Here is a 21,653-nt window from a genome sequence, read left to right on the forward strand (position 1 = left end):
GCATTCACGCCCAGAAATGTGAAGCCCGACATCAACGAAGCGTGGATCACGACACTGAAAATCTGCACCCAGCCGCCCCACAGAGGCTCGTCAAGAGTTGCTACCGCGATGGCATGACGCGCCGTCGTATTCTAAACGCTCACTCGATAAACACCCGCACGCTCGAAGCGCGGCCATCGGCGTCGATCACCGTCAGCGTCGAAAATCCCTGACCCTCCGGCCGCCATTCGCTGTTGCGGCGAAGGGAGACATCCGGCAGGGGCATGCCGTTGGCGAGCCAGCGGAAGGGCGCACGCCCACCCTGCAGCTTCAGCACCAGCGGCGAAATGCCCGACTGGCTGGAAAGCTCGACCCTTGCCCCTTCCGGCGGGTAAACGATGCGGGGGGCACTTTCCCGTCTCGAGGCGGAAAGGAGACCGCTTGCGGTCAGGGTGAAACGCCGCTGGTTGGCGGGAAGGTCGCTCACGGCGACGCGGGCGACACCGGAAGGTGCCGCCGGCATCGGCGTGATTGCCACGCCGGATTTTTCGAAAGCCTCGAACAGAATAGGGGCCGCGGTCGCGTAACCGGCAATGCCGGGCACAGCACCGTTGTCGGCACGCCCGACCCAGACCCCGAGTACATGCCGCCCGTCAAAGCCCACCGACCAGGCATCGCGATAACCATAGCTGGTGCCGGTTTTGTAAGCGATGCCGCGCTGCTTCATGCCAAGCGGCGGCAGCACGCCGGAGAGAATGTCGGTAATATTCCAGATTGCCGCATCGGAAAACAGCCGGTCGCCCCCCAGTCGTTCAGGGAAGGAACGGATACCGTCACCCAGCCGCACGGGATCACTACTGCCGGCAAGTCCCGTATAAAGCTGCACCAGATCAACAAGCGAAATGCCGGCACCGCCAAGCGCGATGGCGAGGCCCGGCGCTTCGTTTGCGGGGAGCACCAGCTTCACCCCTACCCGCCGGAAACGCACCATCAGCGCAGACGGGCTGACCGCATCCAGAAGCTTGACGGCGGGCACGTTGAGCGACAGTTGCAGCGCCTGCCGGATGCTGACATCGCCCTGATAATGCATATCGAAATTGCGTGGCCGGTAACCGGAAAAATCGGCCGGTCGATCCTCGATGATGGTTTCCTGCCCGACAAGACCGTCTTCGAAGGCGAGGCCATAAATGAACGGCTTGAGGGTGGAGCCCGGCGAGCGCACGGCCCGGCTCATTTCCACGAAACCGCGCCTTGCCGTATCGAGATAATCCGCCGAACCGACTTCGGCGAGAATATCTCCGGTCTGCGCATCGGCCATGACGATGGCGACGGACACCTTGTCTCCCAGCTTTTCCGCCGCATGGCGGGCAACGGCTTCCAGTTCCCGCTGGATCGGCAGTTTCAGCGTCGAACGCGCTTCAGCGACATTCGGAAACTTGGTCCGCGCGGCAACGGCCATATGCGGCGCATAGGAAGGCAGATCTCGCCGGTTGGAGGGCACATCCGCAAGCGCCGCCCGTTCCGCCTCCCCTTCACCCACCACCCGCTCGACGGCAAGCCGTTGCAAGACACGCTCCCGCGCCTGCTTCGCCGCCGCCGGAAAACGATCCGGGCGGCGCTTTTCGGGCAATTGCGGCAACGCCACCAGAAGGGCAGCCTCCGCCGTGTCCAGGCGGGCGGGCTCTTTGCCAAACCAGGCGAGACTTGCGGCGCGAACGCCCTCGATATTGCCACCATAGGGCGCGATGTTAAGATAGAGATCGAGGATTTCCGCCTTGCTGAGCCGTCTCTCGATCTGGAGTGCACGTGCGGCCTGCAGGAATTTCGCCGAGAACGACCGGTCGGCGCGCGGTTCGATCAGCCGCGCCACCTGCATGGAAAGCGTCGAAGCGCCGGAAACGATCCTGCCGTTGCTCACCAGTTGCCAGCCGGAGCGCAGCAGCGCCCAGGGGTCGACACCGTGATGATCGTAAAAGCGCTGGTCCTCATAGGCCACCAGCATGCGCAGGAACTGTGGGTCAACCTCGGCGGCCGTGGTTTTAAGCCGCCAGCGGCCATCCGGTGTCGAAAAGGCGCGCAGCAGCCGGCCGTCGCGATCCAGCACCTCGAAGGATCGTTGCCGGGCAGCCTCAAGCGGCGGCGGATAGGCCTTGTCCAGCGCATCGAGACCGAAGGCCGCGCCGCCCACAAGCAACGCGACCGTCACAATGCCTGCGATGATTGCCTTTTTCCGGCTCATGGGGTTGCCGAGCGCACCTCCATGCGGCCGGTTGCCGTGCGGGCGGCAAATTGCGGCCGGTACATATCTTCAACCGAAGCTGCCGGATGATCATAGGTGCCGGGGGTAACGGCGCGGACCACATAAGCGAGCGCAATCTCCGAACTGTCGCCGGCCGAGCGGTCGAAGGCCGCCACGAAACGATCGTAGCGGAATTCCGTATGCGCCGCTTCCGTTTCCGGCAGCCAGTCGAAATTCGACAGTTCCGCCGAATTGACTAGGCTCGGATTGTCGATTTCAAAACCGGAGGGCAACAGGTCCGTCACCAGAATGCGTGACTGCCAGTTATTTTGCGGGACGATATTCAGCGCCACCACATAACGCTCGTTTTGCGTGACCTCGCTCGGGTTCACCTCCTCGCCATCCATGGAATAATAGGTGCGGGTAATGGTGAAGCCCTCGCCACCGGCTGCAAGCGGCTGCGAAGGCGGCGCCACCGTGGTGACGACGGCCGTGACCGGATCTGCCGAGGCATTGGCAATTTTCAGGGGAGCCGCCAGCAATTCATCGCCGCTCATCCGCTTGCCGAAGCCGCCGGTCTGCAGATCACCGTTCACATCGAGGCGGATATCCTTGTCCTCGCCTTTGACGGCGCGGGCGGCAAGCAGCATCCATGCCTGTTCCTGGGTGCTGGTATAGGGCTTCTTTTCCCATTCCTTCGCCACCGCACCGGCAAGCTGCGGCACGACAGCCGGAACCGGGCGGCTTTCCGCCGCAAGCGCCAGCGTCGCGGCACCGTCGCGCAACGCGGAACCGTAATCCGCCCTTGCGAAGCTGACATTGGTGGCGCGGCTTGCCATGTCGAGCGACGCGCCGAACACCGTCTTCGAACGAGCCTGATCGCCATAGAGCGAGAGGGCGGCGGCAACCTGTGCCTTGGCTAGCGGCGTCGGGAAATCGGCAAGCGCCGTATCCGCGTAATAACGCAGATCGTTGATTGCCGCCTTGCGGTTACGCGCCAGCACGTAGAGCGAATAGGCGATCTCGTTGCCGCGATCCTTGACATTGCTGTCATAGGAAAGACCGTTCTGCAGGTTGTTCAGCGCCTGCACCATGGCCTCCTCGGGAACATCGTATTTCTGTTCCCGTGCGCGGGTCAGGAAGTCGCTGATATAGGCATCCAGCCACAGATCGCCGTAACCGGGCGACCAGAGGCCGAAACTGCCGGAGCTCGACTGGAAGGACAGTACCCGGTAGATCGCCTCCTGAACCCGTTTGCGGGTATCAGGGTCTTCCGCAACTCCGCTATCCTTCGTCATTTCCGAAACATAGAGCAGCGGCAAGGCCCGGCTCGTCGTCTGCTCGGCGCAGCCGTAAGGATATTTGTCGAGCATCATCACCAGCGCCGGAATATCGAAGGCGGGCGAACGCGTGACGTTAACGGCGACCGAAGAGCCGAGCAGCATGCTGTCGGCCAGAAGATCGCCATTGATCGTCAGGCTGCTATTGGGCGCAATCTTGATTTCACGCCGCGTCGTAACCGGCAGAACGGCCGGGCGAACCGGAATGTTCAGAACCTGCTCCAGCGAAATGCCGGCAGCATTGGAAACCTTGATGGTGATTGCACCATTGCCGGGCTGTTCGCCCGTCAGCGGAACGGTCAGCGAGGACTTTCCACCTTTCTGAAGCGCCAATGTCTGCGATAGCTCGCCCTGATCGACCGTCAGCGCCGTATTACTGGTCACATCCAGCCGGTAATCGCCGGCCTCGCCATCGGTATTGGCGATATCGAGCCGCAATTGCGAGACGTCACCGGGTGCGAGGAATTTCGGTGCACTGGCCGTCACCACGACGGGGTCACGAATAATGGCATCGGAGACCGCATGTCCCACGCCCGTCTTCGTCCAGGCCACCGCCATGATGCGGGCCGTGCCGTTGAACTGAGGAATATCGAAGCTCACCGTCGCCTTGCCGTCAGCATCGAGTTCGACCGGACCGGCGAAGAAAGCCACGAGCTTTTCGGTGGGTGGGCTGCCCTGAAGTGCTGCGCCCCCGCCATCGCCGCCCGTGCGCAGGCGACCGGTAGCGCCAAGCGAACCGTCGATCAGGCGGCCATAGAGGTCGCGGATTTCCAGCCCCAGCCGGCGCTGGCCGAAATACCATTCATCCGGTTTCGGCGGCTCATAGCGGGTGAGGTTCAATATGCCGACATCGACCGCGGCAACGATGGCATAGGCCTTTTCACCCACGCCCGCACCGGCCACGCTGATCGGGATTTCAAGCGGCTGGCGCGGCAATGTCTTTTGCGGCGCGCCGAGCGTGACGGCAAGCTTGCGCTCGGCCGGATCGACGGCAAGCCACTTGATGCCGATGGCGCGCATCGGCATGCGGCTTTCCTGCGCATCGCCGGGACGGAACAGCGTGGCCGTGACATAAGCGCCAGCACCCCATTCCTCGGTGACAGGAATGTCGATCTCGCCGCCATCCTCGCCGATCTCGGCATTCTGCACGGCAATCAGCTTTTCCGAACCGGAAGTGATCATCAATTCGCCGGCAAAGCGCGACGAAACCTTGAGTTTGGCCGTATCGCCGATCTTGTAGCTCTGCTTGTCGAGGGCAATTTCCAGCGCATCCGGTGTCTCCGTCGAGCTTGCCTCGACATAAAAACCGGCATCGAACTCAACGCTGGAGACAGGCGCGCCATTGCCGGCGCCCTCCACTTCCAGCCGGTAGCGGCCCCAAGTGACAGGCACGGAAATCTCGCCGCCATTGGCATCGACGGACAAGGTGCCAGCCTCTTGCTGCTTGGTATATTCCACAGGCTCGTAACGCCAGGAATTGCCCTGACGATACCATTGATAGTTCCGCTCGACCTTGATGAGCTTCCAGTTGAGGCCGCTCATCGCCTGTTTGGCACCGTCGGCACTAACACCGATGATGTGGAAACGGCCAACGGAGTTCTGGGCGAGGTCACCGGAAAATTGCGGTTTGATGCCAATGACAGGCGCTTCTGCCTTGATAGGCAGTGTCAGCGAGCGCTCCACGGCGCGGCCACCCGCCTCGCGCATGCGCACGGTGATGTTGGCGGAGAGAAGCTGCGTGGTGGATGGCAGATCGGTCAGGTCGACATTGAAGCTTGCCTTGCCTTCTTCGTCCAGCGCCGGAAGATCGGCAAGCGCGGTGCGATTTTCCTCTTCGCTTTCCTCATCGGCCAGACCGAAGAAATAACCTTCGAAATCCGCATTCGTGCGCGTCGGCTTGATGGCGACTTCGCCTTCCAGCGTGAGGCCGGCGGCGGGAGCGCCATAAAGATACCGGCCATCGACATCGATTACCGTTTCCGCGCCCGGATCGATTTGTTTCGCCTTGCTGGAGAGATAGAACTCGGTGCGATCAGGCACGAAATCATCGACCAGAAAGCTCTTTTCGCTGATGGCCGACGTTTTCGGATCGGTGTGGATGCGCACTGTCCAGGTGCCACGCATGGCATTTGCCTGCAACGGCAGGTCGACCGCATGGCCGCCCAGCGCCTTGCCGTCGCTGACGAAGCGCCGGTCCTCGACGCCGTCAGGGCGTGAGAAGATGAAGGTGAGCGGCAGATCCTCAATCGCCTTTCCGTCGACATCACGGGCCAGCGCCGCCGCATGGACGGTCTCGCCGGCGCGGTAGATGCCGCGCTCGGTCCAGCTGAACACATCGATGGCGCCGGGTGCTGCACGTCCCGTCACACCGCGGTCCGACAGATCGAAGCCGGCGCGTGTCATGTCGAGGAACACATAATCCTTATCGCCATTGCGCGCCGTCAGGATGGCGGGAGCCTGCGCCGCCGTGCCGCGCATCAGGCCGGCGGAAAACACCGCCCTGCCATCCGCATCCGTCTTTGCGATACCGAGCACTTCATTGTTCTTGGCGAGCAGCTGCAAATCGACGTCCGCAAGCGGCTTGGCGCTGCCAAGGGCGCGGACGAAGACGTTCAGGCCATCGGTTCCGGCATAGGTGGTAATGCCGGTGTCGGATACGAGGAACCATTGCGTGGCGCGGGAATCCCAGGTTTCCGGCGCGGTACCCGGCGGCACGGCGGTCAGCACATAGATGCCGGGCTTGCGCTCCGGCAGGGCCTCATCCACCGGAAAGCTTGTCACCACGTCCTTGTTGAGGTCGGGCTGAATGTCGATTGCGCCCTGCCAGACCAGCTCGCCGATTTCGTTTTCAATGCGGTCGGCATTATAACCGTCCATCTGCGTCAGAAATTGAGAGTTGGTGAGAAGCGTAGTGATGTTGCGGTCGCCGACGCGGTAAAGCTTCAGGTCGGCCTTGTCGGCATTGACCGAGACGATGGGAATGCCGCGCCGCGCAGTGCCTGGCAGCACGAAATTCTCACCCGTGAAGCGCACGCTGGCGGCACGGTCACGCACGTAAATATCGAGATCGACCTGTTTTTCCAGCGGCTCGTCGACCGAGGAGGGCAGACCGGCGCGCAGCGCGATCTTGTAACGCTGGCCATGCGTCAGCCCTTCGACGCAAATCTCGCTGCCCTTGGCCTCGATGGCCTTGGGTGCGGTTCCATCCAACGTGATGAAGGAGGAATAATCGATACCGTTCTTCACCAGCGGTTCGGAAAACTGCACGCAGGCGCGCGGGCTGACGCTATCGGTATCCACCGTATTGTTGATGACGCGGAAACCCTGCCGCGCGCGCAGATCGGCATAGGTCGCCTTGGTCTGCGCATCATCGGTAAGCGCGAGGCTCTCCTTATAGGCATTGAGTGCTGCGCGATAATTCTGGGTTCGTTCGAAAGCCTTCGCCAGCCGGTTCAGGGCCTCGGTGCGGGCGCTGACCGTGCGGCTCAGCTGATAGGCGTTGATAGCGGCAGACGCGGCCTGCCCGGCAATCGAATAATTATCGGTGACCTGCGCCGCCTTTTCCGACAGTTCCGCCCAGAGCGCGCCGTCGTCAGGTGTAATCGCGAGCGCCTGTTTATAGGTGGTAACCGCATCGGGAATATTGCCTGCCGCTGCCTGCTGCCGTGCGGTCTGCACAAGCGTTTCCACGCCCTGTCCGCCCTCGCCGTCATTGGCCGCAAGGCCGGATTTCAGCCGCCGCGCCTCCTGTTGCAGGCTGTCCGTTACGAAGGACAGGCGCTGTGGCGCACCGATATCGGCCTCAGCCGCCACTTCCACGATCTTGCCGGCAACGGCGCCGGGAAAGGCATTCAGCTGATTGAAATCCGACTTGAGGAAACACCATTTCACCTTGGGATTGTAGGTGAAGGCCTTGCAAGCCGCGTCACCAACGCAAATCTCGCCGCATTGCTCCAGGGAGACATTCTGTTCGGTTCTGAGATCGAAACCGAAATAATCACCATTCTGGGTGGTGACGACCTTGCGGGAAGGCTCCGCTGCCACGGCTGGAAGAAAAGCAATGGCGGTTGAGACCGCAACCAACGAGATCCGGACGAGCGCGCGCAACGACATCAGTTTTCTCCCCGCAACAGACATGTCGGGCGGGACTCTGGTCAAATCCACGCATGGTTGTCAACGCATCATCGTCAACTTGCGACATGACAATGCGTCGCGGACGCGAGGCGGACAGCACTAGTCTTCTATCTTGCGCGCTTCTGAAATCAGCATGATCGGCACGCCGTCGCGGATCGGGTAGGCAAGCCTTGCACTTTCGGAGATCAACTCGTTGTGGGCCCGGTCGTAGGAAAGGCGCCCCTTCGTCAAAGGGCAGACCAGCAGCTCCAGCAGCTTCGGATCGACATTGCTCATCCTGTCGTCCATGGCGGCGGCCCCTATTGCAGCACGTTGCCGCCCTCGCCCGACCCTTGAGCAAGAACGATTTCGGTGATGGCGATCAATGTTTCGGCCCGCGTCTTCAGGTCGGGCGCCTCCAGCAATGCCTGTTTTTCGGCCGGCCCGAAAGGAGACATCATGGAAAGCGAATTAACGAGAACGCGGTTGCCCGCCCTTTCCACGCTTTCCCAATCCGCCTCCAGCTGGTTGGCATCGAGAAACGCGCGGAAAACCCGCAGCAGGTTCTCGCGGTCCACCGCCTCCTCGTCATATTCACCGGAAAGATCGGCGATGAAAGGCGCATGGCGGAAACTGCGATAGGGCTTGCCCGCATCCACCTCTTCCAGCAGGCGGAAACGGCATACTCCGGTGAGCGAAATGATGTAACGGCCGTCACCCGTTTCGGAAAAGGAGGTAATGCGTCCAAGGCACCCGACGGCGCTGAGAGGACCACCCTCCAGCCCCGCCTCAATGACGTTAAGAGCCGGCTGCACCATGCCGATGACGCGGTGGCCAGCCAGTGCCATATCGATCATGGCGAGATATCGCGGTTCGAAGACATTGAGCGGAAGATGGCCTTCCGGCAAAAGCAGCGCGCCCGACAATGGAAACACCGGTACGGTTTCCGGCAGATCGTCGTTCTTCACATATCTCGCATTTCCGACATGCATGGGATCAAGCCCCCTGTTCACTGCTGCCCGGCCGGCGGATCAACCGCCAAGGCCGGGATATGCCCGCATTACGAAAACAGTATAGCCGAAAGCTTCCTGCGACCGGCGACTGTTGCCGGGTCCTTGAAGCCCCAGGCCTCGAAAAACTCCAGAAGCTGGCGGCGCGCACCGTCATCGTCGAAGGTCCGGTCCTTGCGCATGACATAAAGCAGATGATCCGCCGCCTCGTCGCGTCGCCCCTGGGCGTTCAGGACCTTGGCGAGCTTCACTCGCGCCTCGAAATGGTCGGGATTGATCTCAATATCGCGTTCCAGCGCCACCGGGTCGCCAATCTTGCGGGCTTCTTCATATTGCGCGATCTTTTTCGAGACGAGCTGGATGCCCGCATCCTCGGCCAACTCTGCCGGCAGAGAAGAGAGGAGTTCGCTTGCCCGCTCATATTGACCGGCAGCAACCATGCATTCGGCGATACCGGCAATCGCGGCCGGATTTTCCGGATCAGCCTGCATGACGGCGCCAAACAACTGCGCCGCGCCGTTAAAATCGCCATCCGCCAGAAGCTGTTTCGCTTCGGCCAGAGCGGCTTCGATCTCCGCTTTCGGATCACCCGCATCGGGTCCGGCGATCTTGTCGATGAATTGCTTGATCTGGCTTTCCGGCACGGCCCCCATAAAGCCGTCGACAGGCCTGCCATCTAGGAAAGCAACAATGGCTGGAATGGACTGGATGCCGAGCTGGCCCGGAATGGATGGGTGATCATCGATATTCAGCTTCACGAGCTTCACGCGGCCATTGGCCTCGTTGACGACCTTTTCGAGTACCGGCGTGAGCTGCTTGCAAGGACCGCACCATGGCGCCCAGAAATCCACCAGAACCGGCTGTTGGCGCGATTCCTCGAGAACATCCTTGGAGAAGGCGGCCGTCGTCGTATCCTTGATATGGCCGGAGGATGCACCGTTCAGATCCCCGCTATATTGCGCGCTGCCGGACATCTGCCCGCCATAGGAACTGCCGTAAGGATTGTTCGTGCCGCTCATGCCGGTCTCCCGTAATCTCTGTCGTATTGTCTTAATTGAAGCAAAGATCGTATCTCACTCGCTGACTTTCAAGACAAGCGGCGTATGACCCGTCGCCTCCAGAAAACGAATGAGGTCGCTGTTTCCGATCGTCGTCGTCTGGTCGTTGGAAAGCGGATGGCCATTGATCAGCTCGTTTTCGAGGAGCGCGCTGTCGAGCACGAAGGTAACCTGCCCGCCGGCATCGTTGATGGCGCCGAAAACCGTGACGGAACCCGGCACGACGCCCAGATATTCCAGCATTTTTTCCGGTCTGCCAAAGGACACCCGGCTTGCAGCACCAATCGTCTTGTGGACGCTCTTCAGGTCGACGACCGCATTTTCCTCGACGGTCAGAACGAAATACTGATCCTTTTTGTCTTTTACAAAAAGGTTCTTCGTATGACCGCCCGGGATGAGATCACGCAGGGACTGGGACTCGGCAACGGTGTAGACCGGCTCATGCGCCTTCGTCGTATGCGCAATGCCGAGCCCGTCCAGAAACGCGAACAAATCCGTTGCCGTCTTCGGAGAATTTTCCACCATTTCCTGCCGCCCTGTCCTTGCCGATTCCGATATGTTTGCCGCCATGATTAAGGGCGCCACCCGGGCTTGGCAACGCGTGAAAATAGAACGGGACGAAAATTCTCAATCATTTCCGCCGCTTGTCGCATTTCTCAAAGAAATTTTCGCGTTTTTGTCATTTCCCTGTTGCATTCCAAAATCGATTGAGCGATATAGCGCCCGTCGCCGCCAGTCGGACGGCCCACGGTTCAGCTTACTACCCCGGACCGATGGATTTGAGCGGGTGTAGCTCAGGGGTAGAGCACAACCTTGCCAAGGTTGGGGTCGAGGGTTCAAATCCCTTCGCCCGCTCCAAATTTCCAAGCCACAGATATTACATTTAAATATCTCACCTTGCTTTGCGCGGGCCGGACCAATTCATGTTGTTCGGCGTTCAGGGTTGTCATGGTTTTCGTTCCGCGAGCAGGCACGAAATTGCCGGCGCCTGCGGAACTTATGGAGAGAACGAGCGTTTCTCACACGAGGCTCCTAACCTCAGTTCCCCTCTGAATTGCCCGCCGCGAGCGGGCATTTTTTTGCGCTGGGGTCGCCAACGAAAAAATGCGACACGCCCTGGAACAGCTTTAACGTACGGGGCGTTCTCTTGTGTCGATCAACGCCGGGGAAACAACCCATGTCCTCACATCTCAAAAGCCGCGCCCTGATTGCCGCATTCGCGATCCTTTTAGCACCGCCCGCATCTTTTGCCGCCGACATGATCGTATATAGCCATGATCAGGCTCCACGGTACAAAACACACTATAAGCAGCGCGCCATACAAAGCGCCTATTCGAATCACGCTGAAATGCGCTGCAGCGAGAATGTCGTATCCTACCGGTCGCCCTATGAGCGACACACGGAAGTGGTCACGCTCTGCCATCCGCCACTAAACTGGCGAACAAGCCCATCAACGGCAACAATATGGTCGCCATGATCTTGCCATAATTCATTCGATGTGCTTTTGTTCACCCGCCCTTGTGGGAGGGGGTAGAGGTTGAGACCCGCCGGCTGCATTGACAGCAGGCGGGTTTCCCTTTTTTTGGCGTCAGGCTATGGGCCAGCACAACGCCAGAGCCGCTTGCAGCCTTCGAAGTGTGAAAAGCGCACGCGAATGCGCCAACCGGCTTTTTTTGATTTTAGGTGAAAATGGTAGCGGGAGAGGGACTTGAACCCCCGACACGCGGATTATGATTCCGCTGCTCTAACCACCTGAGCTACCCCGCCACAGGGGAAACGTGACAGCCATGTGACCGTCCGCTCCATCAGGATGAGCGGCTTATAAGGTGCCGCTCCCCAAAGTGTCAAGCGCATGATGCGCAAAAAATTCGCTTTCCACGAGAGCGATAAAAACCCAACTGTTTCAGGCGGCAGCCGGCTTTTCCAGAAGCGCCTTCAGCGAAGCCTCGGCTTCCACCGAGCGTTCCGAACGTTCGATGAAGCCGCCGCCATAAACGCGGGCATCGGCGCCCGGTGCGGAATAGAGCACGCAGGCCTGACCGGGGGCGACGCCGGCCTCGCCGGTCATCAGATCCACATAGATACCGTTTTCATCGGCATGCAGGATCGCTTCCGTCGGCGGGCGCGTGGACCGCACCTTGGCGAAACAGGCGAAGCCCTGCCCGGCATCCGTTGCAAGCTCACCATCGCCAAGCCAGTTCATGTCACGCAGATATACCCGTCGGGTTTCCAGCGCCTCACGCGGTCCGACGATGACCCGGCGGCCCCGAGCATCGAGATGCACGACATAGAGCGGCTCTCCGGTCGCGACACCGATGCCCCGGCGCTGGCCGATGGTATAATGCACGATACCATCGTGGCGGCCGAGCACGCGACCGTCCAGATGAACGATATCACCGGCCAATGCCGCATTCGGCTTCAGCTTGTTGATGATATCGGTATATTTGCCCTGCGGCACAAAACAGATGTCCTGGCTATCGGCCTTCTTGGCGACGACAAGCCCCATATCTTCCGCAAGGGCCCGTGTTTCGGCCTTGGAGAGGCCGCCAAGCGGAAAGCGCAGATAGTCGATCTGCTCCTGCGTCGTGGCAAACAGGAACCAGCTCTGGTCACGGTCGCTATCGATCGGGCGATAGAGCGCACGCCGCCCCGGCTGGCCGGAAACGGGATTGGGGCGCGAACGGATATAATGGCCGGTTGCCAGCGCATCGGCGCCCAGTTCCTGCGCCGTGGCGAGCAGATCGGCAAATTTTACCGTCTGGTTGCAGGCGACGCAGGGGATCGGCGTTTCACCCATGGCATAGGCTTCGGCAAAGGGATTGATGACGGTCTCACGGAACCGCGCTTCGTAATCCAGCACATAGTGGGGAATTCCGAGCGTTTCGCAGACCCTGCGCGCATCGTCAATATCCTGCCCCGCGCAACAGGAGCCGGCGCGGTGCACGGCCGCACCATGATCATAAAGCTGGAGGGTAATGCCGAGGACATCATAGCCCTCGCGCTTGAGGATACCGGCCACCACTGAAGAATCGACGCCACCGGACATGGCGACAACGATCCGGGTATCTTCCGGCCTCTTGTCAAAATCGAGCGTATTCACGTTTTTTCCCATCGTCAGTCATAACGGGGGTAAAGGCCCCGCCGCCTGTCGGTCATCCGCCACGTGAGCATCAGCCGAAAATCGGACTGTTCTGGCTCACTACCCTGCGGATTTAAGGGCTGCATATAGAAAGGAATGGCCGCGCACGCAAGTACGGGGCGGAAAACCGCCCCGTCAAGCCGTCAGATTCAGGTATTGAGGGCCTGTTAAGCGCCAGCGGTCTTCTGGCCGCTGCTGCCGATCCACTTGTCGCGTTCCCTCCACAGGGCCGGCAAGGCCAGCAAGCCTATGGCCGTGAAGGCGATCAGCGTCTTGCTGACCTGCGACAGTTCCGCCGTGCGGCCATCCAGATAATAGACGCCATAGACGATGGCCACGTGCCAGACATAGACCTGCAGCGAATGGCGGCCGAGCAATTGCAGGAACTTCAGAGACAGCACCCAGATCACGCCCTCGGCAATGGAGCGCACAAGCGGACGATGGTGTTTCGGGCCAGCGATTACCAGCCATGTCAGGCCGACACCCACGGCAAGGAAGTTGATGAGATAGACCGGACCGAAATCGGCACGGATTTCCATGGTGGAGAATTTGCCCATCATGAATTCCGGCATCAGTCCCCAGGCGGTGGCGATGCGCAGCGGCAGGAAGAACAGGCAGATCAGAAGTGCAGCCTTAGGCAGCCATGTGTGCTGCGGCGAGAAGATCGCCTTCCACGGAATGCGGTTCTGCGCCGTCATCGCGCCCATCACCAGCGCCGAATAGAATACCAGCTGCCAGCCGAGCAGGTTGAAGCTGACGCGGATGCCCTGCTCATCCGCACCCTTGACGAGTTCGTTGAGCGGCGTTGTCACGATCTGCTGAAGACCGAGCTGACCGGCCATCCAGACCAGCAGGGAGCCGGCCATCACATAGGCCCACTTGCCGTCGAGGCAGAGCTTCACCAGCACCGGCGCAAACAGCATGTAGACGATGTATTGCGGCAGGATATCCATGAAGGTCGGCTGGAAGAGGAATGTCGCAATCGCCGCCAGACGCAGCGGATCGTCGAATGTCGTCATGCCAAGCCAGTTATACCAGATATAAGGCGCATGCGGGATGACCATGCGGAAGAACAGCACGGCGATGACCAGACCCATGGCGTAGCGATAAAGCTCCATCGCCCGGTTCCAGATCATCTGTTTACCGGCGTCATAGCCGTACTTCATCATCTTGCGGGCATAGACCATGCCGATCAGCAGACCGGACAGAAACACGAAGCCCTGCGCGTCTTCCACGAAGGCAAACTGACGGTGGTTGATTTCCACGAGCCAGAATCCGCCGGCAAACACCAAATGGTTGATCAGCATGAAGACGAGGAAATAACCACGCATCCCGTCGATCAGGTCAAAGCGTTTCATCTCGATAGCTCTCCGTTCTCGCGGGCCGTGCATTGCCCGGCCACCCAGCCCGGCTTGCGGGAGGCTGGCCGGGAATTGGATTGTCAACGCTGTTTTGCGCCTGAGGTTCCCTTTCCAAAGCGGTTTAGAACCGGCACGAAAAGTCACATTGACGTGTATGTCCCGTGGTTAAGACGCGGGGACTGAATGCCGGATGAATGAAAAAGGGCAATTCCGTGGAGCAAGCGAGCTATGCGCCAGCACGACACCTCGCTGAAGAGGACGCAAACCCTTGCATGGCAAGGAGAAACGGATGCCGCCACGTACGGGGGCGATACAGATATCACCCGTGAGATTTATCAGTCATCTTTTTGAAGAACTCCGCTCTTCCGCCGGATCACCTCGGCGCCGGTCGAATCAATGGAAAGCCAAAGACGGAAGTCGATGTCGGGATATCGCGGATCACGACAAACGAAAGCCCGGAGGTGCGTGATGACCTCCGGGCCGTTTCATTCACAAAGTACTATGTCTAGCCTCAGGCGGCGGCCTGAATGGCGGCGACCTGCCAGTTGTCGTTGCCGGCGCGGCGTACGAAGGTCCACATTTCCACCGATTCGGACGGATGCTGCTCGTCTCCCTCGATTACCTTGCCGGACGTACGGTCACGCATCACATCGATGGCGGAGTAGCGCATCGCAACCGTTGCATAGTCCTGGCCTTCTTCATGCCAGGCTTCAGCGACATCGCCCTGCAGCAGCGTCACGTCGCGCACGTCGTTTTTCACGCCGCTCGTGGCGTTGTCGCTCAGCTCCTCGGCGAGATAGGACATGGCTTCCGGCGTCGTCAGCTTGCGCAGGGTGCCGTAGTCCTCGGCCGCATAGGCGGACTGAACGTCTTCCAGCATTTTCTGGAAGGTTTCGAGATCTCCCTGGGTGATGCCGATCTCATCACCTTCGGAAATGGCGTTCTCGTGCGCCACCGGCTTCACCGTTGCGGCAGTGGCAGTGGCCGCGGCCGCGCCGCCCGCAGCACCGGCAAGCGCGCCGATCTTCGGAATCTTGAACGAAGACGCGGAAGGACCTGCCTGCGAGCCGCCATTAAAGGAAGAACCGGAATGATCCGTGCGCTGAGAGCCGCCGGCTGCACCATAAGCGGGCTGGCCCTGACGGCGCGATGCGAAGAAACGCATGGCGAGCATGACCAGACCACCGATAAGCAGTACCTGCAGCAGCATGCCGAAGAAACCGGCCATGCCGCCAAAACCGCCGCCCATCAGCATGCCGAACAGACCACCCATCAACAGGCCGCCCATCAGACCACCCATCATGCCGCCAAACAGGCCACGGCTCTGCTGCGGGGCCGCCTGCGCACCGGGACGGGCTGGCTGGGCAGCACCCGGCGCTGCCTGGTTGGTATTGGGGGTCATGCTGCGATTAATCGGCGCGGTCTGGCCCGGCGCAGTGCTGGTCGAGGGCGGTGCGGAATATGTCCGCGTACCACGGCTGCCGAAACCGCCGCCGGCCCGGCGTGCTTCTGCCATATCAACCGCCACGAAAGACACCGCGATACCAAGCGCGGCGACTGCGAACAAACCCTTGAAGCGCCGAAAGGCAGCAAACATCGTTATCTCCTGTTGGCCGCCCTCCCATGAGCGGCATGTCAGCAGCCGATATAGCAACTCATGATCATCATTTTTAGACCACTCGGCTTAAATTTTTTGTGATATGCAACCGAAACGCGAGATGGACACCTGACGCAGCAAAACCGCCGTTTGGAAAAACGAAAAACCCGGCACAGGGTCTCCCCTGCACCGGGCCTTATTGTCCCCTTGGGAGGAACGATAAGATCAGTCGACGTTGAAAGTCAGCGGCTTGACCTGGCGGATCGCCGGGTTGGCGCGCAGCTTGTCCAGAACGGTTTCGGAAACCGGACCATCGACATAAAGAAGTGCGATGGCGTCGCCACCTTCCTTTTCGCGGCCGAGCTGGAAGTTGGCGATGTTGACGCCAGCCTCACCGAGCGTAGTGCCCATGAAACCGATCATGCCGGGAACGTCGGTATTGGTGATGTAGATCATGTGCGATCCGACATCGGCATCCATGTTGATGTTCTTGATCTGGATGAAGCGCGGCTTGCCATCCGAGAACACCGTGCCGGCAACCGAGCGGATCTGGTTTTCCGTCTTGACCGTCAGCTTGATGTAACCGTCGTAAACGCCGGTCTTGTCGCGCTTGACCTCGGAGAGGATAATGCCCTTTTCCTTGATCATGACAGGTGCCGAAACCATGTTCACATCTGCAACCTGGCTGCGGATCAGGCCGGCCAGCAATGCACTGGTCAATGCCTTCGTGTTCATGTTGGCGGTTGCGCCATCATAAAGGATTTCGATTTCCTTGGTGGCGCTTTCCTGCACCTGGCCAACGAAGGAGCCGAGAACATCCGCCAGACGGATGAAGGGCTTCAGGCGCGGCGCTTCTTCCGCCGTGATCGACGGCATGTTGATGGCGTTGGAAACCGCACCCTTGACGAGGTAATCCGACATCTGCTCGGCAACCTGAAGGGCGACGTTTTCCTGTGCTTCCGTGGTGGATGCACCAAGATGCGGCGTGCAGACGACATTCGGCAGGCCGAAAAGCGGGCTTTCAGTGGCGGGCTCGACTTCGAACACGTCAAAACCGGCGCCGGCGACATGGCCGGACTTGATGGCATCGGCAAGGGCCGCTTCATCCACCAGACCACCACGGGCGCAGTTGACGATACGCACGCCCTTCTTGGTCTTGGCAAGGTTCTCTGCATTGAGAATGCCGCGCGTCTTGTCGGTCATCGGCACGTGCAGGGTGATGAAATCGGCCTGGGCCAGAAGCTCGTCCAGTTCAACCTTGGTGACGCCCATTTCCTGCGCGCGCTCGGGCGACAGGAAGGGGTCATAGGCCAGAACATGCATCTTGAGGCCGAGTGCACGCGAGCAGACAATGGAGCCGATGTTGCCGGCGCCTATGACGCCGAGCGTCTTACCGGTGATTTCGACACCCATGAATTTCGACTTTTCCCACTTGCCGGCCTGCGTGGAGCTGTCAGCGGCCGGAAGCTGGCGCGCAACGGCGAACATCAGCGCGATAGCGTGTTCCGCTGTCGTGATGGAGTTGCCGAAAGGCGTGTTCATGACGATGATACCGCGGCGCGATGCAGCCGGAATATCGACATTGTCGACGCCGATGCCGGCGCGGCCGATGACCTTGAGATTGGTCGCCGCCTCGATCAGCTTTTCCGTTGCCTTGGTGGCGGAGCGGATGGCAAGACCATCGTAATTGCCGATGATTTCGGCAAGCTTGTCCTTGTCCTTGCCGAGCTTCGGCTGGAAATCGACTTCGACGCCACGATCGCGGAAGATCTGAACGGCGGTTTCCGACAGTTCGTCGGATACGAGTACGCGAGGTGCCATGGTCCACGGGCTCCTTGAAAAACGGTGCAGTTTTGAAAGCGGGGAATGTGCGGCCCTGCATCAGCGCAGGGCCGGTATCAAAATCAGGCGGCAGCCTTGGAAAGTGCTGCCTTCTGCGTCTGGTAGGCCCAGGCCAGCCAGGGCATGACGGCTTCCATATCCGCCGTCTCGATGGTGGCGCCGGCCCAGATACGCAGACCGGACGGGGCGTCACGGTAAGCGCCGATATCGAGGGCGACATTTTCCTTTTCGAGCAGGGCGACAACGCCCTTGGCGAAATCAGCCTGCGCGGCCGCATCCAGCGCCTGCACCTCGGGATCAACGATCTTCAGGCAGACGGAGGTGTTGGAGCGGGTTTCCGGCTTGACGGCCAGATTGGCGATCCAATTATTCTTTTCGATGAAGTCGTAAATCACCTTGGCATTGGCATCGGCACGGCCGATCAGTGCCTTGAGGCCACCGAGGTTCTTCGCCCACAGCAGCGCGTCGATGTAATCCTCAACGCAGAGCATGGACGGCGTATTGATGGTTTCGCCGGTGAAGATGCCTTCGATCAGCTTGCCGCCGGAGACCATGCGGAAGATTTTCGGCAGCGGCCATGCCGGCGCGTAGCTCAGCAGACGCTCGACAGCACGGGGCGAAAGGATGATGACACCATGGCCGCCTTCGCCGCCCAGAACCTTCTGCCAGGAGAAGGTAACGACGTCGAGTTTGGTAAAGTCCATGTCCTGTGCGAAGGCCGCCGAAGTGGCGTCGCAGATGGTCAGGCCCTTGCGGTCGGCCGGGATGAAATCGGCATTGGGGACGCGAACGCCCGAAGTGGTGCCGTTCCAGGTGAAAACCACGTCGCGGTCGAAATCGACTTCGGCAAGGTTCGGCAGGAGGCCGTAATCAGCCTCGAACTTGCGCACGTCCTTCAGCTTCAGCTGCTTGACGACGTCGGTTACCCAGCCAGCGCCGAAGCTTTCCCAGGCGAGCATGTCAACGCCGCGTTCGCCGAGCAGCGACCAGAGCGCCATTTCAACGGCGCCGGTATCAGATGCCGGAACGATACCGATGCGATAATCGGCAGGAACAGCAAGAATTTCACGGGTGAGATCGATGGCCTGCTTCAGCTTGGCTTTGCCAACCTTGGCGCGATGCGAGCGACCGAGCGGCGCATCGGAGAGAGCATCTAGCGACCAACCGGGGCGCTTCGAGCAGGGACCAGAAGAGAAATGCGTATTGCCCGGACGAACGCCCGGCTTCACTATATCTGTCATTTGACTACCCTTTCAGATAGGCGCCTCTCGTTAGGGAGAGGTGTCCTGACGCCGTTGCTATTCCTGTCGCCGGTTTCAGTCAAGCGGAATATGTCGCTACGCAGAAGAATCTTGGTCCATATGCGTCATGGGCGATGCCGCTAAAACAAAAACCGCCCGCACCCGGAGAGGATGCGGACGGCTCGAAGCTATCAGTCTGGCGTGACGTTTATTTATAAACGGCAGGCTGCAGCGGAATATCCGCGGGCGGCATGTATTGTGCCGTGTCGCAACCGTTGAAGACATAACGGCCGCCGACGCGCACTTCGTGCGAATAAAGACCCTTGTCACGGCCCGGACCACCATTGTTCTCGTAACCGAACATGTCGCCCTTGTTGATGTGGCGGAAACGATAGCCAATATCGGCCTTCAGGTTACAGGTGACGTCGATGGAGGCACCGGCCATCAGCGCATAAGCAAAGCGCCACTTGCCCTTGCCGCCATGTTCGGTGGTCGGGTCGCAGCCGAGGCCGTTGGTGCTGCACGAGGAGTTGCGCAGCTTGTCCCACTTGACATAGGAGCCACCGATACCACCACCGACATAAGGCGTGATGCGGCCATAAGTGCCAAGATCGACATAGGCATTGGCCATCAGTGTATAGGCCCGGAGCGAGCTCAGATCAGTCGAGACGCAGGGACCGGGAACGGAGCCGCAGCCACCGATCGTGGAGCCGCGGAAATCCGACTTGCCCATATAGTCGAAGGTCACGTCGCTGCGGAAATAGTTGTTGAACTGATAACCGACACCCGCGCCAATGATATAGCTGTCCTTGATTTTGGCGGTATCAAAATCCTGCAGATAACCGCCCGGCCCACCCTGGTAATAATGGGCGCCGCGCAGCTTGTTGAAGGAATAACCAACATCGCCGCGCAGATACCAGCCGCTGGACTGCGTGATCTGAACTTCGGGGGCCTCAACATAGGCCGGCGCAGGTTCGGCTTGATAAAGATCGGCAGCGAAGGCGCTCGTGCCGGTCATCAGAACGGCCAGAATGCCGGCCAAAGCATTTTTCATGACTTCCACTCCAGAAGAGGCACCTGCGTTGCGACAGCAGATGCCAGTGAACTGTTCAGTCACGGAGATTGGCGTAAAATGGTTAAGTCCCGATTAACCACGATCATTCACTATATTTATTAGCGAATACTCAAAGAAAAAGCCGGCTGGACGGCCGGCTTTTCTATTATTGCTATCGGCCCAACTTAGGCGGCGGAACGAGCGCTTGAGATAACGCCGACGAGATCATTGACGATCTGCTCCACCTGCGCGCTGTCGTCGCCCTCGGCCATGACGCGGATCAATGGTTCCGTGCCGGAAGGGCGAATGACGAGACGGCCATTATTGGCCAGTGCGCTTTCCGCATCCGCAATCGCCTGCTGCACGATAGGATTTTCAAGCGGCTTGCCGCCCGAAATACGCACATTCTTCAAAAGCTGCGGCACAGGCTCAAACTTGCGGCAAACCTCGCTGACGGTGCGGCCGGAGCGTTTGACCTTGGCAAGAACCTGCAGTGCCGCAACGAGGCCATCGCCGGTCGTGCCGTAATCCGACAGCACGATATGGCCGGACTGCTCGCCGCCGACGTTGAAATTATGGTTGCGCATGTGCTCAACAACATAACGGTCGCCTACCTTCGTACGGGCAAGGGTGAGGCCCTTGTCACCAAGGAAACGTTCGAGACCGAGGTTTGACATGACGGTGGCGACGATGCCACCGCCGCGCAGCGTCTTGTCGTCAGCCCAGCTATCGGCAATCACGGCCATCAGTTGGTCGCCATCAACGATCTCGCCGCGTTCGTCGACGATGATGACGCGGTCCGCATCACCATCGAGCGCGATGCCAATATCGGCCCGCACCTCATGCACCTTCTTCTGCAGGGCTTCCGGATGGGTGGAGCCGCATTCGAGGTTGATATTGATACCATTCGGTTCGTTGCCGATGGTGACGACCTCTGCGCCGAGTTCCCAGAGTGCCGCCGGGGCCACCTTGTAAGCGGCGCCATTGGCGCAGTCGATGGCAATCCTCAGTCCGCTCAGCGTCACATCACGCGGCAGGGTGCGTTTGACGAATTCGATATAACGGTAGATATCGCCATCCACGCGCTTTGCGCGACCGATCTCGCTCGGCTTGGCAAGCTGCGCGTAAATATCCTTGTCGAGAAGATCTTCGATCTCCAGTTCCAGCTCATCGGAAAGCTTATATCCATCCGGTCCGAACAGCTTGATGCCATTGTCGGAAAAGGGATTGTGCGACGCCGAGATCATCACGCCGATATCGGCACGCAGCGAGCGGGTGAGCATCGCCACAGCCGGCGTCGGGATCGGCCCGAGCAGGAAGACATCGAGGCCGGCTGCGGTAAATCCGGCAACCAGCGCATTTTCCAGCATGTAGCCCGAAAGCCGCGTATCCTTGCCGATGACGACACGATGGCGATGATGGCCACGGCGGAAGATCGTGCCGACCGCAATGCCCACACGCATCGCCAGATCCGGCGTCATGGGGAAGACGTTCGATTGTCCGCGGATACCATCGGTTCCGAAATAACGGCGTGCCATTTGAACTCCAAATCTTTTCCAGCATTCCGGCAAAAGCTGAAAACAGCCGGAAGCGTTTTTGGCTAGATGCCACAAACCACGATAAACAGCACGTAAATTACCGCAAAAATGGCTTATATCTTGTTACCAAACTGAAAAGGCC

At 59.8% G+C, this 21,653-nt stretch carries 13 protein-coding genes and 2 tRNA genes; 1 reads left to right on the top strand and 14 read right to left on the bottom strand.

Annotation, left to right across the window (positions count from 1 at the left end; genetic code table 11):
* Nucleotides 1-139: 139 nt before the first annotated feature.
* The 6 genes from pbpC to FY152_17940 all read right to left on the bottom strand — a co-directional run bounded on the left by pbpC (nucleotide 140) and on the right by FY152_17940 (nucleotide 10,264).
* Nucleotides 140-2,218 carry a penicillin-binding protein 1C gene (gene pbpC, locus FY152_17915; GenBank protein UXS34034.1) on the bottom strand — a complete coding sequence of 693 codons (2,079 nt, stop codon included), beginning with the start codon at nucleotides 2,216-2,218 and terminating at the stop codon, nucleotides 140-142.
* Nucleotides 2,215-7,671, bottom strand: coding sequence for a tetratricopeptide repeat protein (locus tag FY152_17920; GenBank protein ID UXS34035.1), 5,457 nt, complete (start codon nucleotides 7,669-7,671; stop codon nucleotides 2,215-2,217). The genes pbpC and FY152_17920 overlap by 4 nt, the downstream gene beginning before the upstream one ends.
* 120 nt (nucleotides 7,672-7,791) lie before the next feature.
* Nucleotides 7,792-7,980: a Trm112 family protein gene (locus FY152_17925; GenBank protein UXS34036.1), complete on the bottom strand. Its 189-nt coding sequence runs from the start codon at nucleotides 7,978-7,980 to the stop codon at nucleotides 7,792-7,794.
* Between the two features lie 11 nt (nucleotides 7,981-7,991).
* Entirely contained in the window at nucleotides 7,992-8,663 is a 672-nt protein-coding gene (locus FY152_17930; protein ID UXS34037.1) for an LON peptidase substrate-binding domain-containing protein, read from the bottom strand.
* Between the two features lie 68 nt (nucleotides 8,664-8,731).
* The gene (gene trxA, locus FY152_17935; GenBank protein ID UXS34038.1) at nucleotides 8,732-9,700 is read right to left on the bottom strand and encodes a thioredoxin; all 969 of its coding nucleotides are present in this window, start codon (nucleotides 9,698-9,700) and stop codon (nucleotides 8,732-8,734) included.
* Between the two features lie 54 nt (nucleotides 9,701-9,754).
* Nucleotides 9,755-10,264, bottom strand: coding sequence for a prolyl-tRNA synthetase associated domain-containing protein (locus tag FY152_17940; protein ID UXS34039.1), 510 nt, complete (start codon nucleotides 10,262-10,264; stop codon nucleotides 9,755-9,757).
* 258 nt (nucleotides 10,265-10,522) lie between these two features.
* Here FY152_17940 and FY152_17945 point away from each other — a divergent pair.
* Nucleotides 10,523-10,597 (top strand) — tRNA-Gly (locus FY152_17945).
* 832 nt (nucleotides 10,598-11,429) lie between these two features.
* Here FY152_17945 and FY152_17950 read toward each other — a convergent pair.
* The 8 genes from FY152_17950 to FY152_17985 all read right to left on the bottom strand — a co-directional run bounded on the left by FY152_17950 (nucleotide 11,430) and on the right by FY152_17985 (nucleotide 21,511).
* Nucleotides 11,430-11,506, bottom strand: a tRNA-Met gene (locus FY152_17950).
* A gap of 136 nt (nucleotides 11,507-11,642) precedes the next feature.
* The gene (gene mnmA, locus FY152_17955; protein UXS34040.1) at nucleotides 11,643-12,839 is read right to left on the bottom strand and encodes a tRNA 2-thiouridine(34) synthase MnmA; all 1,197 of its coding nucleotides are present in this window, start codon (nucleotides 12,837-12,839) and stop codon (nucleotides 11,643-11,645) included.
* A gap of 206 nt (nucleotides 12,840-13,045) precedes the next feature.
* A complete protein-coding gene (gene OpgC, locus FY152_17960; protein UXS34041.1) occupies nucleotides 13,046-14,236 on the bottom strand; it encodes a succinyl transferase OpgC in 1,191 nt (396 codons plus the stop codon).
* A 514-nt stretch (nucleotides 14,237-14,750) separates the two neighbouring features.
* Nucleotides 14,751-15,836, bottom strand: a complete 1,086-nt coding sequence (locus tag FY152_17965) for a Tim44 domain-containing protein (protein ID UXS34042.1) — start codon at nucleotides 15,834-15,836, stop codon at nucleotides 14,751-14,753.
* Nucleotides 15,837-16,061: 225 nt separating this feature from the next.
* Nucleotides 16,062-17,657 carry a phosphoglycerate dehydrogenase gene (locus tag FY152_17970; protein ID UXS34043.1) on the bottom strand — a complete coding sequence of 532 codons (1,596 nt, stop codon included), beginning with the start codon at nucleotides 17,655-17,657 and terminating at the stop codon, nucleotides 16,062-16,064.
* An 83-nt stretch (nucleotides 17,658-17,740) separates the two neighbouring features.
* Nucleotides 17,741-18,919 carry a phosphoserine transaminase gene (locus FY152_17975; GenBank protein UXS34044.1) on the bottom strand — a complete coding sequence of 393 codons (1,179 nt, stop codon included), beginning with the start codon at nucleotides 18,917-18,919 and terminating at the stop codon, nucleotides 17,741-17,743.
* Between the two features lie 208 nt (nucleotides 18,920-19,127).
* Nucleotides 19,128-19,973: a porin family protein gene (locus FY152_17980; protein ID UXS34045.1), complete on the bottom strand. Its 846-nt coding sequence runs from the start codon at nucleotides 19,971-19,973 to the stop codon at nucleotides 19,128-19,130.
* 185 nt (nucleotides 19,974-20,158) lie between these two features.
* Nucleotides 20,159-21,511, bottom strand: coding sequence for a phosphoglucosamine mutase (locus FY152_17985; protein UXS34046.1), 1,353 nt, complete (start codon nucleotides 21,509-21,511; stop codon nucleotides 20,159-20,161).
* Between the last annotated feature and the right edge of the window lie 142 nt (nucleotides 21,512-21,653).

Source organism: Agrobacterium tumefaciens (assembly GCA_025560025.1).
GTDB lineage: Bacteria > Pseudomonadota > Alphaproteobacteria > Rhizobiales > Rhizobiaceae > Agrobacterium.

Coding starts and splice junctions, on each gene's coding strand:
- pbpC (UXS34034.1), bottom strand. CDS start 2,218: ATGAGCCGGAAAAAGGCAATCATCGCAGGCATTGTGACGGTCGCGTTG.
- FY152_17920 (UXS34035.1), bottom strand. CDS start 7,671: ATGTCGTTGCGCGCGCTCGTCCGGATCTCGTTGGTTGCGGTCTCAACC.
- FY152_17925 (UXS34036.1), bottom strand. CDS start 7,980: ATGGACGACAGGATGAGCAATGTCGATCCGAAGCTGCTGGAGCTGCTG.
- FY152_17930 (UXS34037.1), bottom strand. CDS start 8,663: ATGCATGTCGGAAATGCGAGATATGTGAAGAACGACGATCTGCCGGAA.
- trxA (UXS34038.1), bottom strand. CDS start 9,700: ATGAGCGGCACGAACAATCCTTACGGCAGTTCCTATGGCGGGCAGATG.
- FY152_17940 (UXS34039.1), bottom strand. CDS start 10,264: ATGGTGGAAAATTCTCCGAAGACGGCAACGGATTTGTTCGCGTTTCTG.
- OpgC (UXS34041.1), bottom strand. CDS start 14,236: ATGAAACGCTTTGACCTGATCGACGGGATGCGTGGTTATTTCCTCGTC.
- FY152_17965 (UXS34042.1), bottom strand. CDS start 15,836: ATGTTTGCTGCCTTTCGGCGCTTCAAGGGTTTGTTCGCAGTCGCCGCG.
- FY152_17970 (UXS34043.1), bottom strand. CDS start 17,657: ATGGCACCTCGCGTACTCGTATCCGACGAACTGTCGGAAACCGCCGTT.
- FY152_17975 (UXS34044.1), bottom strand. CDS start 18,919: ATGACAGATATAGTGAAGCCGGGCGTTCGTCCGGGCAATACGCATTTC.
- FY152_17980 (UXS34045.1), bottom strand. CDS start 19,973: ATGAAAAATGCTTTGGCCGGCATTCTGGCCGTTCTGATGACCGGCACG.
- FY152_17985 (UXS34046.1), bottom strand. CDS start 21,511: ATGGCACGCCGTTATTTCGGAACCGATGGTATCCGCGGACAATCGAAC.